This window comes from Streptomyces sp. NPDC014733 (genome assembly GCF_043083385.1).
GTDB lineage: Bacteria > Actinomycetota > Actinomycetes > Streptomycetales > Streptomycetaceae > Streptomyces.
Map to the genome: position 1 here is coordinate 583,620 of NZ_JBIBYO010000001.1, position 12,679 is coordinate 596,298.

Below are 12,679 nucleotides of genomic sequence, written 5' to 3' on the forward strand. Positions count from 1 at the left end.
CGCCCCCGGTCCGTCCGTCACGACGTCCCCACCACGTCCTCCGGGAACGTCAGCTCCTCGCTCATCCACCGCAGCGCGGCGGGCAGTTCACGGCGCCAGGTGGCGAAGTTGTGGCTGCCCTGGTCGAGGAGGACGGTGTCCGCCCGCATCGGCGGCCGGACGGCGGCCAGGAACTCGCGGGCCGCCGGGTAGTTCTTCTCGCCGTGGCGGCTGGTCCCGATCAGCACCGAGACCCGCGGCGGCGGCAGATGGCGCAACCGCCACAGCAGATCGTGCTCCTCGCGGCGGCGCACCCGGTCGCGCCCGCCGCCGAACAGATCGCCGGTGGTCGGGTCGGGGGTGACCTTGTAGTCCGGGGAGAGCGCGGCCGCCGCGGTGTACGTCCCGGGGTGGCGCATGGCGAGCTGGAGGGCACAGCTGCCGCCGGAGGAGTAGCCGAGGACGCCCCAGCCGCCGGGGTCGTGGCCGACCCGGTAGTGGGACCGCAGCGCGTCCGGTACGTCCGCGGCGAAGAACGTCTCGGCCTGCGGGCCCCCGGGCACGTCGACGCACTGGGTGTCCCGGGGCGGGGCGACGGTCGGCCGCAGCATCACGACGACGGTGGGCTGCATCCGGCCGGAGCGTTGCAGCGCCGCCGCGGTCTGCGGCAGCCGCAGATGCTGTCCCAGCAGGTAGATGCCGCCCGGGTAGCCGCTGAGCGCCACGACGACGGGGAATCTCTGGCGGGCGTAGGCGTCCTGGAAGTACTGCGGCGGCAGATAGACGTACGCCGGGTCCACCAGCCGGGTCCGCTTGCCGACGATGCGTACGGTCTCCACCTTCCCGGCGGTGGCGGGCGGCCCCTCGGGCAGGCCGTGGACCTTGTCGAGCCCTTCCGGGCCGGACGGCTGGACGAGGCCCTGCGCCGGGTCCCCGGCGGGGCCGGCGCCCGTGGTGCCGCCCCACTTGGCGACCGCGCCGGGGGCGTCGTCGTAGAGGCCGAGGAGTTCGTGCCAGGAGCCGTAGAACTGGAAGTTGGCGTTGACGGCGAGGGCGAGGGCCGCGACCAGGGCGAGCTGGGTGGCGAGGAGGGAGCCGAGCCGGCCGAGCAGCGCCCGCGGGCCGCGCCCGGCGAAGCGCGGCCACAGCCGGCAGGTCAGCGCGACCGCGGCCAGCGCGGCCAGGACGGTGGCGTACAGCAGCGGGCGGCTGGTGAGCCCCATGACGTCTTCCCCAGGTCTGATGGCGCCGCAGGGCGCGCGCCCGTCCCGGCTCCTCGGTGTACCGGCGGCCCGGGGCACGTACCGGCCCGGAACACCGTGTTGCGCCAGGTTTGAGGGTGTTCGGGGGCGGGGCGTTGCGACCGGCCGCGGTGTTCGGCGAGGTGTCGCCGGACGGCCACCGGGCATTGGGGCGCGGGACGCCGCCCGTCCACCGGCCGGGCCCGGGGCGCCCGTCAGGGGCGTGCGCGGCAGGTCCGTGCGCCCCCAGGTGGGCGGCCCGTCGCGGCCCCGGTCAGTGGCATCCTGGAGCCACCGGGCCGGGACCGGCCGGGGTGAGGAAGGACGGCGATGGCGACCGAGACGGCAGGGCGGCGGAGCGAGGCGGCGGGCGGCCCGCGGCCCATGCGGGCCGATGCCCGGCGCAACTACGAGCGACTGCTGGCCGCGGCCCGTACCGCCTTCATCGAGCACGGCACGGACACCTCGCTGGAGGAGATCGCCCGCCGCGCCGGGGTCGGCATCGGCACCCTCTACCGGCACTTCCCGCACCGTACGTCGCTGATGGGCGCGGTCTTCCAGAGCGAGGTGGACGCGCTGCTGGCGCAGGCGCGGGAGCTGGCGGACGCACCGCAGCCGTGCCGGGCGCTGGTCGAGTGGCTGCGCGCGATCATCACCCACGCCGGTACGTACCGGGGCCTGTCGCGGGCGCTGATGACGGCGACGGCCGACGAGAGTTCCGGGATGGCGCGGTGCAGCGTGCCGATGCGGGAGGCGGGCGGCGCCCTGCTGGCCCGCGCGCAGCGCACCGGCGCGGTCCGCCCGGACGTCACCATCGGGGATCTGATGCAGCTGACGAACGGCATCGCCCTGGCCGCGGAGGAGTCCCCGGACGACCCGCACCTCGCCGACCGTCTGCTGACCCTCACCCTGACCGGCCTGAAGGCTGACCGCCCCACGGCGGGGTGCTGACGTCCGCGACCGGAGGCGGCATACGGACCGACGCCGATGCGCCCAACCGGGCCGCGGAGAAGGAGAGTTCAAGGGGGCGCGGGCCCGTCCGCCCGGGCGGCCGATCGGCGAAGCGATCAGATCCGCAGGTCACGGGGGTACGTCACCGACCGCCACTCACAACCTATAGCGCACAGGGGGCCTTGCGGCAAGGCCCCCTGCGTGCCGCAGAATCGCAGGCCGTTGCCGGATCCTCCGGCATGGGGAGATTCACGAGGTGTGTGTGGTGTTGTCGGTTCATGGGCCGGGCGGTGGCATCGCGCCGCGGAGAGGGGCCGCGCCGTCCCGGCAGCGGCCCGTACGGCGGGGGTGCGCACCGGCGGCGCCGGTCTCCGCGACCCCGGATCGGAGCTGCTGAGATGACGACATCCCCGACCACCGGTGCGTTCGCGCTGCCCGAACGGCTCGCCGCCAAGGCCGACCCGGCGCTGATCGACGGCGACGAACGGCACTTCGCCGCCGTCGCCGCGACGCTGGAGGAGACCGTCGCCGAACTCTCCGAACGGCTCGACGAGGTGCGAAGAGCTCCCGGCGGCCTCGGCCGGGCGGCCCTGGACCGGGACACCGAGGTCCACCGGCTGACCGGCCGCCTGAACACCCTGCGCCGCTTCGGCCTCGACCTGTGCCTGGGCCACATCGTGCCCGCGGACGACCCCGAGCCCGTCTACATCGGCCGTCTCGGCCTCACCGACGCCACCGGCCGCCGGCTCCTGGTCGACTGGCGCTCCCCCGCCGCCGAGCCCTTCTTCGCCGCCACCCACGCCGACCCGATGGGCCTGGCGCGCCGCCGCCGCTACCGCTGGACCCGCGGCCGGATCGGCGACTACTGGGACGAGGTGTTCACCGCGGACGGCCGCGAGGGCCACGCCGCCCTCGACGACCAGTCCGCCTTCATCGCGAGCCTGGGCGCGGGCCGCTCGGAGCGGATGCGTGACGTCCTCACCACCATCCAGGCCGACCAGCACGCCGTCATCCGGGCCGGGTCGCGCGGCGCGCTCGTCGTCGACGGCGGCCCCGGCACGGGCAAGACCGTGGTGGCCCTGCACCGCGCCGCCCACCTCCTCCACTCCGACCCCCGGCTGGGCCACCGCCGCGGCGGCGTCCTCTTCGTCGGCCCGAGCCGCCCCTATCTCGCGTACGTCGCCGACGTCCTGCCCAGCCTCGGCGAGGAGGGCGTCCAGACCTGCACCGTGCGTGACCTCGTCGCCGAGGGGGCGCGGGCGGTGCCCGAGGCCGATCCGGAGGTGGCCCGGCTGAAGGCGTCCGCGGACATGGTGCGCGCCGTCGAACCGGCCGTCGCCCTCTACGAGGAGCCGCCCACCGAGGGGATGACGGTCAGGACGGACTGGTCCGAGGTGTGGCTCTCCCCCGCCGACTGGGCCGTCGCGTTCTCCGCCGTCGAGCCGGGCACCCCGCACAACGAGGCCCGCGACCAGATCCTGGAGGAGCTGCTCCCCCTGCTGGAGGAGAAGCACGGCACGGCGGGCGAGGGCCTCTCCCCCGCGCTGCTGCGCCGCTCGCTGCTGCGGAACCGGGAGCTGATCACCGCCCTCCACCGCGCCTGGCCGACGCTGGAGCCGACCGACCTGATCGGGGACCTCTGGTCGGTCCCCGCCTATCTGCGCCGGTGCGCGCCCTGGCTCGACCGCGACGAGGTGCGCCGCCTCCAGCGCGCCGACGCCCACGCCTGGACCGTCTCCGACCTGCCGCTCCTCGATGCGGCGCGGCAGCGGCTCGGCGACCCGGAGGCGTACCGGCGCAAGCGCCGCCACGCGGCCGCCGTCGCCGCCGAACGCGCCCGCCGGGCCGACGTCATCGAGGGCATCCTGCGGGCGGACGACGACGGCGAGGGCGCCGTGACGATGCTGCACGGCCAGGACCTCCAGGACACCCTGATCGACGAGGCCGGGCTGCCGACCGCCGAACCGGACCGGCTCGCCGGGCCGTTCGCCCATGTCGTGGTGGACGAGGCGCAGGAGCTGACGGACGCCGAGTGGCAGATGCTGATCCTGCGCTGCCCGTCCCGCAGCTTCACCGTCGTCGGCGACCGCGCCCAGGCCCGGCACGGCTTCACCGAGAGCTGGCAGGAGCGGCTGGCGCGGGTCGGGCTCGACCGGGCCACGGTGGCGTCCCTGAGCATCAACTACCGCACGCCCCAAGAGGTGATGGACGAGGCGGAGCCGGCCGTCCGGGCCGCGCTGCCGGACGCGAACGTGCCGACGTCCGTCCGCCGCAGCGGCATCCCCGTCACCCGTGCGTCCGTCGCCGAGCGGGACGCGATCCTCGACGCCTGGCTGGCCGCGCACGACGACGGGACGGCCTGTGTCATCGGGGTCGGGGACGGCGCCGGGGCGGCGGCGGTCCGCGGACGGCCCCGGGTCCGGGCGCTGACGCCGGAGCTGTCGAAGGGGCTCGAATTCGATCTGGTCGTCCTCATCGACCCGGAGTCGTTCGGGACGGGCATCGCGGGCGCCGTCGACCGCTATGTCGCGATGACCCGGGCGACCCGGCAGCTGGTGATCCTCACGCGCCCCTGATCCCCGGGCGTACTGAGCCCTCCCGGGGCCCCGCGGACGCACCGCCGGGCCCCGGGACGTCTCAGCGGCGGCGGGGGGCGAGATCGGCGACGCGGGGTGCGTCGCCGAGGGGGGCGGAGCGCAGGGAGGCGGGCGCGCCGCCGGGCGGGTGGTTGCGGCGCTGGCCCGGGAGCGGCACCTCCCGGCGGTGGCCGCGCCGGTCGGTGGCGCCGTCCGCCGTGGCGGTGGCCGCACCGGCGGCGGAGCCGGTCACCGCGATCTGTACGCCCTGGTCGGCGAGGGCCTGCAGCTCCGTCGCGGCGCGGTCGTCGTGGGCCGGGGGCTCGTCGGTGACCAGCCGGGTGATGAGGTCCGTCGGCACGGTCTGGAACATCGTGTCGGCGCCGAGCTTGGTGTGGTCGGCGAGGACCACCACCTCGCCCGCGGCCTGTACGAGGGCCCGGTCGACGCTGGCGGCGAGCATGTTGGACGTGGACAGACCGCGCTCGGCGGTCAGCCCGCTGCCCGACAGGAAGGCACGCGACACCCGCAGCCCCTGGAGCGACTGCTCGGCCCCGCTGCCCACCAGCGCGTAGTTGGAGCCCCGCAGCGTCCCGCCGGTCATGACGACCTCGACGCGGTTGGCGTGGGCCAACGCCTGGGCGACCAGCAGGGAGTTGGTGACGACGGTCAGTCCGGGCACCCGGGCGAGCCGGCGGGCCAGCTCCTGGGTGGTGGTGCCGGCTCCGACGACGATGGCCTCACCCTCCTCCACGAAACCGGCGGCGAGATCGGCGATGGCCGTCTTCTCCGCGGTCGAGAGATGGGATTTCTGGGGCAGACCGGATTCCCGGGCGAGCCCGCCCGGGAGGACCGCTCCGCCGTGGCGGCGGTCGAGGAGCCCTTCCGCTTCCAGCGCGCGTACGTCCCGGCGTACGGTCACTTCGGAGGTCTGGACGACACGGGCGAGCTCCCGGAGCGACACCGCTCCGTTGGCCCGCACCATTTCAAGGATCAATTGGCGACGTTCTGCAGCGAACACGAAACTGACAGTAACGCCAACGACCGTCTGTTTTCAGCAGGTTGCACCAATTAACGGAAATTGTGCACGTCGCGGGTGACCGAGTGGTATAGAGGGCCCCTACCCCGAACTCCCGCCCGGCAACGGCGACATGATCGCTGGTCAGCGCCGGGCGCCCGGGATCGCTCCCCCGCGCCCCTCACCCGCCGCACGCACCCGAGGCACAAACGTTCCAAGGCGCCGTGCCCCGAAGGCGGCTACTCGTTCGCCGCCTTACGGGTGTGCAGCTGCCGCGCGACCTCGGCGAGCGAGCCGGAGAGCGACGGGTAGACCGTGAAGGCGCTGGCGATCTGCTCGACGGTGAGGTTGTTGTCGACCGCGAGCGAGATCGGGTGGATCAGCTCACTGGCGCGCGGCGAGACGACCACACCGCCGACGACGATGCCGGTGCCCGGGCGGCAGAACAGCTTCACGAAGCCGTCACGGATGCCCTGCATCTTGGCTCGCGGGTTGCGCAGCAGCGGGAGCTTGACGACCCGGGCGTCGATCTTGCCCGCGTCGACGTCCGCCTGGGAGTAGCCGACGGTGGCGATCTCCGGGTCGGTGAAGACGTTCGCGGAGACCGTCCGGAGGTTCAGCGGCGCGACCGCGTCGCCGAGGAAGTGGTACATCGCGATGCGGCCCTGCATCGCGGCGACCGACGCCAGCGCGAAGACGCCGGTGCAGTCGCCCGCCGCGTAGACACCGGGCGCGGAGGTGCGCGAGACCCGGTCGGTGCGGATGTGCCCGGAGTCCTTCAGCTGGACCCCGGCCTCCTCCAGACCGATCCCGGCGGTGTTCGGGATGGAGCCGACGGCGACCAGGCAGTGGGTGCCGGAGATCGTCCGGCCGTCGGCGAGCGTCACCTCGACGCGGTCACCGGCGCGCTTGACGGCGGCGGCGCGGGAGCGGGCCATGACGTTCATGCCGCGGCGGCGGAAGACGTCCTCCAGGACCGCGGCGGCGTCCGGGTCCTCGCCGGGCAGCACCCGGTCGCGGGAGGAGACGAGCGTGACGCGGGAGCCGAGCGCCTGGTAGGCACCGGCGAACTCGGCGCCGGTGACACCGGAGCCGACCACGATCAGTTCCTCGGGCAGCTCGTCGAGATCGTAGAGCTGCGTCCAGTTCAGGATGCGCTCGCCGTCGGGGAGGGCGTCCGGGATCTCGCGGGGGTGCGCGCCGGTGGCGATCAGGACCGCGTCGGCGATCAGCGTCTGCTCGGTGCCGTCGGCGGCGGTGACCGTGACCTTGCGGGAGCCGTCCGTGGCCTGCCCCGGCTCCAGGCGCCCGCGACCGCGCAGCACGCGGGCGCCGGCGCGGGTCACCGAGGCGGTGATGTCGTGCGACTGGGCGAGCGCGAGGCGCTTGACCCGGCGGTTGACCTTGCCGAGGTCGACGCCGACGACGCGGGCGGGCCGCTCCGGGTCGGGCGTGCCGTCCTCGACGATGATGCCCAGCTCCTGGTACGAGGAGTCGAAGGTCGTCATCACCTCGGCCGTCGCGATGAGAGTCTTCGACGGGACGCAGTCGGTCAGCACCGACGCCCCGCCCAGACCGTCGCAGTCGACGACGGTCACCTCCGCGCCGAGCGAGGCGCCCACCAGGGCCGCTTCGTATCCGCCGGGTCCGCCACCGATGATCACGATCCGAGTCACGCCCTCCATTGTCCCGCACGCCGCGCGGTGCTTCCCGGCGGGGTGCGGCGGGCGCCGGATTTCCCGGCTCCGGATCCTCCGTTCCCCAGGAGCGCGCGGGCCCGCCTCCCGTACCCTCGAACCATGTCGCTCTACGCCGCGTACGCCGGCAACCTCGACGCGCGGCTGATGTCCCGCCGCGCACCGCACTCCCCGCTGCGCGGCACCGGCTGGCTCAACGGCTGGCGACTCACGTTCGGCGGCGAGCAGCTGGGCTGGGAGGGCGCCCTCGCCACCATCGTGGAGGCGCCGCGCTCACAGGTCTTCGTCGCGCTCTACGACATCGCCCCCATGGACGAGGACTCCATGGACCGCTGGGAGGGCGTCGGCCTCGACATCTACCGCCGGATGCGGGTGCGGGTGCACACCCTCGACGGCGAGGAGCCCGCCTGGCTCTACGTCCTCAACGGCTACGAGGGCGGGCTGCCGTCCGCCCGCTATCTCGGCGAGATCGCCGATGCGGCCGAGTCGGCGGGCGCCCCGCACGACTACGTCATGGAGCTGCGCAAGCGCCCCTGCTGAGGCACCGCGACGGCGCGCACCGCGGGGGCCTCCCCGACCGGCCGCCCCGGGTGCCCGCATCCCCTTTCCACCGGCGCCTTCCGGCCCCTTGTGCAGCGACATCTACGCGCGTAGGAGATTTCCCGCTACCCTCGTCCGCGTGAACGCATCTGTTACCACGGACCCCGCCCGCGACCCGCAGGCCGCCGCCGGGGACGCCGCCGCCCGCCTGCGCGAACTCACCGGCGCCACCAGCCACGACGTCGCCCTGGTCATGGGCTCCGGCTGGGCCCCGGCCGCGGAGGTGCTGGGCGCGCCCGAGCACGAGTTCCCCGTCACCGAGCTGCCCGGCTTCCCGCCGCCCGCCGTCGAGGGCCACGGCGGCACGATCCGCTCGTACCGCGTCGGTGACAAGCGCGCGCTGGTCTTCCTCGGCCGGACGCACTACTACGAGGGCCGCGGCGTGGCCGCCGTGGCGCACGGCGTGCGCACCGCGGTCGCCGCCGGGTGCAAGACGATCGTGCTCACCAACGGGTGCGGCGGTCTGCGCGACGGGATGCGTCCGGGGCAGCCGGTGCTCATCAGCGACCACCTCAACCTCACCGCCACCTCGCCGATCGCGGGCGCGAACTTCGTCGACCTGACGGACCTGTACTCGCCGCGGCTGCGCGCGCTGTGCAAGGAGGTCGACCCGACCCTGGAGGAGGGCGTCTACGCGCAGTTCCCCGGGCCGCACTACGAGACGCCCGCCGAGATCCGGATGATCCGCACGCTCGGCGCCGACCTGGTCGGCATGTCGACGGTGCTGGAGGCCATCGCCGCCCGTGAGGCGGGCGCCGAGGTGCTGGGCCTGTCCCTGGTGACCAACCTCGCCGCGGGCATGACCGGCGAACCGCTCAACCACGAAGAGGTCCTGCAGGCCGGCCGCGACTCCGCGACGCGGATGGGCAGCCTGCTGGCCCAGGTGCTCGGCAAGCTCTGAGCCCGGTGACCGGGGCGGGCGACCGGGCGGGCACTCCGCGCCCGGCCGGGCCGGGGCGGACCCCGCGCCCGGCCCGCCGCCCTCCCCGGTCCTGTACGCCGCCCGGGGCTTCCCGTACGCGCCCCGGTCCCGTCCCGCGCATCCCCGCCCCTCCCCACCCACCGTCGTCAGGAGCATCACGTGGCCACCGACCCCGCGGAGCTGATCCGTCTCGCCCAGACCTGGCTGGCCGAGGACCCCGACCCGCAGACCCGCGACGAGCTGTCCCGGCTGATCGACGCCGGTGACGTGACCGAGCTGGCCGACCGGTTCGCCGGGACGCTCCAGTTCGGCACCGCGGGGCTGCGCGGGGAGCTGGGCGCGGGCCCGATGCGGATGAACCGCGCGGTGGTCATCCGCGCCGCCGCCGGTCTCGCCGCGTACCTCAAGGGCCGCGGCGACGGCGACGGCCTCGTCGTCATCGGCTACGACGCCCGCCACAAGAGCGCCGACTTCGCGCGCGACACCGCCGCCGTGATGGTGGGCGCGGGCCTGCGCGCCGCGGTGCTGCCGCGCCCGCTGCCCACGCCGGTCCTGGCGTTCGCGATCCGGCATCTGGGCGCGGTCGCCGGCGTCGAGGTCACCGCCAGCCACAACCCTCCGCGCGACAACGGCTACAAGGTCTACCTCGGCGACGGCTCCCAGATCGTGCCGCCCGCCGACGGTGAGATCGCCGCGGAGATCGCCGCGATCGGCTCGCTGCACGACGTGGCGCGCCCCGACTCCGGCTGGCAGACCCTCGGGGACGACGTCCTCGCCGCCTACCTGGAGCGCACCGACGCGGTCCTCACCCCGGGCTCGGCGCGGGACGCCCGTGTCGTCTACACCCCGATGCACGGCGTCGGCCGGGACACGCTGCTGGCGGCGTTCGCCCGGGCCGGGTTCCCCGCGCCGCTGGTCGTCGCGGAGCAGGCCGAGCCGGACCCGGACTTCCCGACCGTCGCGTTCCCCAACCCGGAGGAGCCCGGCGCGATGGACCTGTCCTTCGCCACCGCCCGTGCCGCGGGCCCCGGCGTCGACCTCGTGATCGCCAACGACCCGGACGCCGACCGCTGCGCGGTGGCCGTGCCCGCCCCCGGCACCGACGCGGGCTGGCGGATGCTCCGCGGCGACGAGGTCGGCGCGCTCCTCGCCGCCCACCTCGTCAGCAAGCAGGCCGCCGGCACCTTCGCCACCACCATCGTCTCCTCCTCCCTCCTCTCCCGGATCGCAGCCGCCGCCACGCTCCCGTACGAGGAGACGCTGACCGGCTTCAAGTGGCTGGCCCGGGTGGACGGCCTGCGGTACGCGTTCGAGGAGGCACTGGGCTACTGCGTCGACCCCGAGGGCGTCCGTGACAAGGACGGCATCACCGCCGCCCTGCTGATCACCGAACTGGCCGCCGAGCTGAAGCGCTCCGGCCGGACCCTCACCGACCTGCTGGACGACCTCGCCGTCGAGTACGGCCTGCACGCCACCGACCAGCTGTCGGTCCGCGTCGAGGACCTCGCCCTGATCGCGAACGCCATGCGGCGCCTGCGCGAGACGCCCCCGGCCACGCTCGCCGGGCTGCCGGTGGCCGAGGCCGAGGACCTGGCCCGCGGCACCGCGTCGCTGCCGCCGACGGACGGCCTGCGCTACACGCTCGCCGGCGCGCCGGAGCGCGGCGTGGCGGCCGGCCGGGTGGTGGTCCGCCCGAGCGGCACCGAACCGAAGATCAAGTGCTACCTGGAGATCGTCCTCCCGGTCGCGTCACCCGAGGCCCTGCCGGAGGCCCGGGAGCGGGCGGCGGAGGTACTGGCCGCGCTGAAGGGGGACCTGGGGCGGGCCGCGGGGATCTGAGGGCGGCGGCCGGGGGCGGCGCGTCCCCGGCCCGCTACACCGCCAGCATCACGGCCAACCCGATCGCCCCCAGCACGCACGGGGCGATCACCCCGTAAGCCCACCGCACCACCGGCTCGCCGGTCGCACCCTCCCGGTGGGCCGCCTGCGCCTTGATCTCGCGCAGCTCGTCCATCGTCTGATCGGCCACGGCGCGCGGCACCGGACCGGCGTCGCCGCCCATCCCGAAGCGGCGCGGCGCCGCGCCGCGTGCCGCCTGCCGCCCCGCCTTCTTGCGCTGGCGCAGGGAGACCGGGACCGCCCAGAGCTGGTACTTGCGGCCGCCGGTGGTGAAGACCTCGCAGGAGAAGGACGCCCGGAGGTCCTCCACCGCGCCCCAGGGGAGCGTCAGGGTGCGGAACGGGTTGCGGACCAGCAGGCGGTCCTCGCCCGCCTTCACCACGGGGCGCAGGGTGAACGCGGCCACCAGGGGCACGCCGAGCACCAGCGCGAAGAGCGCCGTCAGCTTGGTCTCCGGGGCACCGCGCACCAGGGCGTCGCCGCCGAGCCAGAGGCCCAGCGCGATCAGCAGCGCGCCGCCGACCAGGCCCATGGGCGAGCGGTAGCTGCGCTCGGCGTATTTCTGCGGGGCCGTGCTGGCGGAATCCTGGCGCGTCATGCTGCCGATTCTGCCTGACCGTCCGGATGCCGGACATTGCGTTACGGCATCAGTCGGGCGGAGCGCCGCAGCCGGTCCGGGCGGGGCGCGCGGGTGCGGCCCGTACGCCCGAAGCGCCCGCCCCGCGCCCGCACGTCCGACCTCACCACGGGGGATGACAGGCCGCTACGCGCGTAGATATGCTCCCCTCGTGACCATGCCCACCACAGTTCCCGCATACGGCAAGGAAGCCGCGGGGCGGCTTGCGTCGATGGCGGACGTGACCGCCGACGACGGCGCGCTGCGCCGCTTCCTGCACGGCCTCCCCGGCGTCGACAAGGTCGGCCTCGAAGCCCGTGCCGCCACCCTCGGTACCCGTTCGGTCAAGACGACGGCGAAGGCGTACGCCATCGACCTCGCCGTCTCGATGATCGACCTGACGACGCTCGAAGGAGCCGACACCCCCGGCAAGGTGCGGGCGCTGTGCGCCAAGGGCATCAACCCGGACCCCACCGACCGCACCGTCCCCGAGGTCGCCGCGATCTGCGTCTACCCGGACATGGTCGCGACGGCCAAGGAGGCGCTCGCCGGCTCCGGCATCCATGTCGCGTCCGTCGCGACCGCCTTCCCGGCGGGCCGCGCCGCGCTGCCGGTCAAGCTGGCCGACGTCCGGGACGCGGTCGCCGCCGGCGCCGACGAGATCGACATGGTCATCGACCGTGGCGCGTTCCTCGCCGGCCGCTATCTTTCGGTCTTCGAGGAGATCAAGGCCGTGAAGGAGGCGTGCGCCCGTCCCGACGGGAGCGCCGCCCACCTCAAGGTGATCTTCGAGACCGGTGAGCTCCAGACGTACGACAACGTCCGCCGGGTCTCCTGGCTCGCGATGCTCGCCGGCGCCGACTTCATCAAGACGTCGACCGGCAAGGTCTCCGTCAACGCCACCCCGCCGGTCACCCTCCTGATGCTGGAGGCGGTCCGCGACTTCCACGAGGCCACCGGCGTCCAGGTCGGCGTGAAGCCGGCCGGCGGCATCCGGACGACCAAGGACGCGCTGAAGTATCTGGTCATGGTCAACGAAACGCTCGGCGGCCGCTGGCTGACCCCCGACTGGTTCCGGTTCGGCGCCTCCAGCCTGCTCAACGACCTGCTGATGCAGCGCCAGAAGCTCAGCACCGGCCGCTACTCCGGCCCCGACTACGTCACGGTGGACTGAGGCTCC

At 74.5% G+C, this 12,679-nt stretch carries 10 protein-coding genes; 6 read left to right on the forward strand and 4 right to left on the reverse strand.

The features are described 5' to 3' along the window. Positions 1-17: 17 nt before the first annotated feature. Positions 18-1,202 carry an alpha/beta hydrolase gene (locus ACF1BH_RS02585; RefSeq protein WP_391640545.1) on the reverse strand — a complete coding sequence of 395 codons (1,185 nt, stop codon included), beginning with the start codon at positions 1,200-1,202 and terminating at the stop codon, positions 18-20. A 348-nt stretch (positions 1,203-1,550) separates the two neighbouring features. On the opposite strand from ACF1BH_RS02585, the gene ACF1BH_RS02590 reads away from it, so the two are divergent. Together ACF1BH_RS02590 and helR are read left to right on the forward strand one after the other, a co-directional pair. Then, positions 1,551-2,171: a TetR/AcrR family transcriptional regulator gene (locus ACF1BH_RS02590; protein WP_391640546.1), complete on the forward strand. Its 621-nt coding sequence runs from the start codon at positions 1,551-1,553 to the stop codon at positions 2,169-2,171. A gap of 398 nt (positions 2,172-2,569) precedes the next feature. Continuing rightward, positions 2,570-4,747, forward strand: a complete 2,178-nt coding sequence (gene helR, locus ACF1BH_RS02595) for an RNA polymerase recycling motor ATPase HelR (protein WP_391640547.1) — start codon at positions 2,570-2,572, stop codon at positions 4,745-4,747. A gap of 61 nt (positions 4,748-4,808) precedes the next feature. Here helR and ACF1BH_RS02600 read toward each other — a convergent pair whose 3' ends face one another. Then, positions 4,809-5,732, reverse strand: coding sequence for a DeoR/GlpR family DNA-binding transcription regulator (locus ACF1BH_RS02600; RefSeq protein WP_391640990.1), 924 nt, complete (start codon positions 5,730-5,732; stop codon positions 4,809-4,811). A 272-nt stretch (positions 5,733-6,004) separates the two neighbouring features. Next, positions 6,005-7,450, reverse strand: coding sequence for an NAD(P)H-quinone dehydrogenase (locus ACF1BH_RS02605; protein WP_391640548.1), 1,446 nt, complete (start codon positions 7,448-7,450; stop codon positions 6,005-6,007). Between the two features lie 114 nt (positions 7,451-7,564). On the opposite strand from ACF1BH_RS02605, the gene ACF1BH_RS02610 reads away from it, so the two are divergent. From ACF1BH_RS02610 to ACF1BH_RS02620, 3 genes are all read left to right on the forward strand, one after another. Then, positions 7,565-8,002: a gamma-glutamylcyclotransferase gene (locus ACF1BH_RS02610; RefSeq protein WP_391640549.1), complete on the forward strand. Its 438-nt coding sequence runs from the start codon at positions 7,565-7,567 to the stop codon at positions 8,000-8,002. Between the two features lie 139 nt (positions 8,003-8,141). Beyond that, on the forward strand, positions 8,142-8,963 hold the full coding sequence (locus ACF1BH_RS02615) for a purine-nucleoside phosphorylase (RefSeq protein ID WP_391640550.1): 822 nt from the start codon (positions 8,142-8,144) through the stop codon (positions 8,961-8,963). A 180-nt stretch (positions 8,964-9,143) separates the two neighbouring features. After that, a complete protein-coding gene (locus ACF1BH_RS02620; RefSeq protein WP_391640551.1) occupies positions 9,144-10,823 on the forward strand; it encodes a phospho-sugar mutase in 1,680 nt (559 codons plus the stop codon). A 34-nt stretch (positions 10,824-10,857) separates the two neighbouring features. Here ACF1BH_RS02620 and ACF1BH_RS02625 read toward each other — a convergent pair whose 3' ends face one another. Then, positions 10,858-11,481, reverse strand: coding sequence for a PH domain-containing protein (locus ACF1BH_RS02625; RefSeq protein WP_391640552.1), 624 nt, complete (start codon positions 11,479-11,481; stop codon positions 10,858-10,860). A 196-nt stretch (positions 11,482-11,677) separates the two neighbouring features. Between ACF1BH_RS02625 and deoC the strand changes: the two genes are divergently transcribed. Further along, a complete protein-coding gene (deoC, locus tag ACF1BH_RS02630) occupies positions 11,678-12,673 on the forward strand; it encodes a deoxyribose-phosphate aldolase (protein ID WP_391640991.1) in 996 nt (331 codons plus the stop codon). The last annotated feature ends 6 nt before the right edge of the window (positions 12,674-12,679 follow it).

What these genes read in the sequence shown, in the direction of transcription:
- ACF1BH_RS02590 (WP_391640546.1), top strand. Translation starts at nt 1,551, where the DNA reads ATGGCGACCGAGACGGCAGGGCGGCGGAGCGAGGCGGCGGGCGGCCCG.
- ACF1BH_RS02625 (WP_391640552.1), bottom strand. Translation starts at nt 11,481, where the DNA reads ATGACGCGCCAGGATTCCGCCAGCACGGCCCCGCAGAAATACGCCGAG.
- ACF1BH_RS02605 (WP_391640548.1), bottom strand. Translation starts at nt 7,450, where the DNA reads ATGGAGGGCGTGACTCGGATCGTGATCATCGGTGGCGGACCCGGCGGA.
- helR (WP_391640547.1), top strand. Translation starts at nt 2,570, where the DNA reads ATGACGACATCCCCGACCACCGGTGCGTTCGCGCTGCCCGAACGGCTC.
- ACF1BH_RS02610 (WP_391640549.1), top strand. Translation starts at nt 7,565, where the DNA reads ATGTCGCTCTACGCCGCGTACGCCGGCAACCTCGACGCGCGGCTGATG.
- deoC (WP_391640991.1), top strand. Translation starts at nt 11,678, where the DNA reads ATGCCCACCACAGTTCCCGCATACGGCAAGGAAGCCGCGGGGCGGCTT.
- ACF1BH_RS02600 (WP_391640990.1), bottom strand. Translation starts at nt 5,732, where the DNA reads ATGGTGCGGGCCAACGGAGCGGTGTCGCTCCGGGAGCTCGCCCGTGTC.
- ACF1BH_RS02585 (WP_391640545.1), bottom strand. Translation starts at nt 1,202, where the DNA reads ATGGGGCTCACCAGCCGCCCGCTGCTGTACGCCACCGTCCTGGCCGCG.